Annotated in this window: 1 protein-coding gene; it reads right to left on the reverse strand. The window is 6.2% G+C overall.

Annotated elements, in window-relative coordinates; translation table 11 throughout:
* Nucleotides 1-209 (reverse strand): hypothetical protein (locus C406_RS21470; RefSeq protein WP_017382224.1); only part of this gene is annotated, 209 nt, incomplete at both ends.

The raw sequence follows: 209 nt of genomic DNA on the forward strand, positions 1-209 counted from the left end.
AAAAAAAAAAAAAAAAAAGTAGTTTTTTTTTTTTTTTTTTTTTTTTTTTTTTTTTTTTTTTTTTTTTTTTTTTTTTTTTTTTTTTTTTTTTTTTTTTTTTTTTTTTTTTTTTATTGTTTGTTTTTTTTTTTTGTTTATTTTTTTTTTTTTTTTTTTTTTTATTTTTTTTTCTTCTTTTTTTTTTTTTTTTTTTGTTTTTTTTTGGTGGG

The organism is Paenisporosarcina sp. TG-14 (assembly GCF_000297555.1).
In the GTDB taxonomy this organism is placed as follows: domain Bacteria; phylum Bacillota; class Bacilli; order Bacillales_A; family Planococcaceae; genus Paenisporosarcina; species Paenisporosarcina antarctica.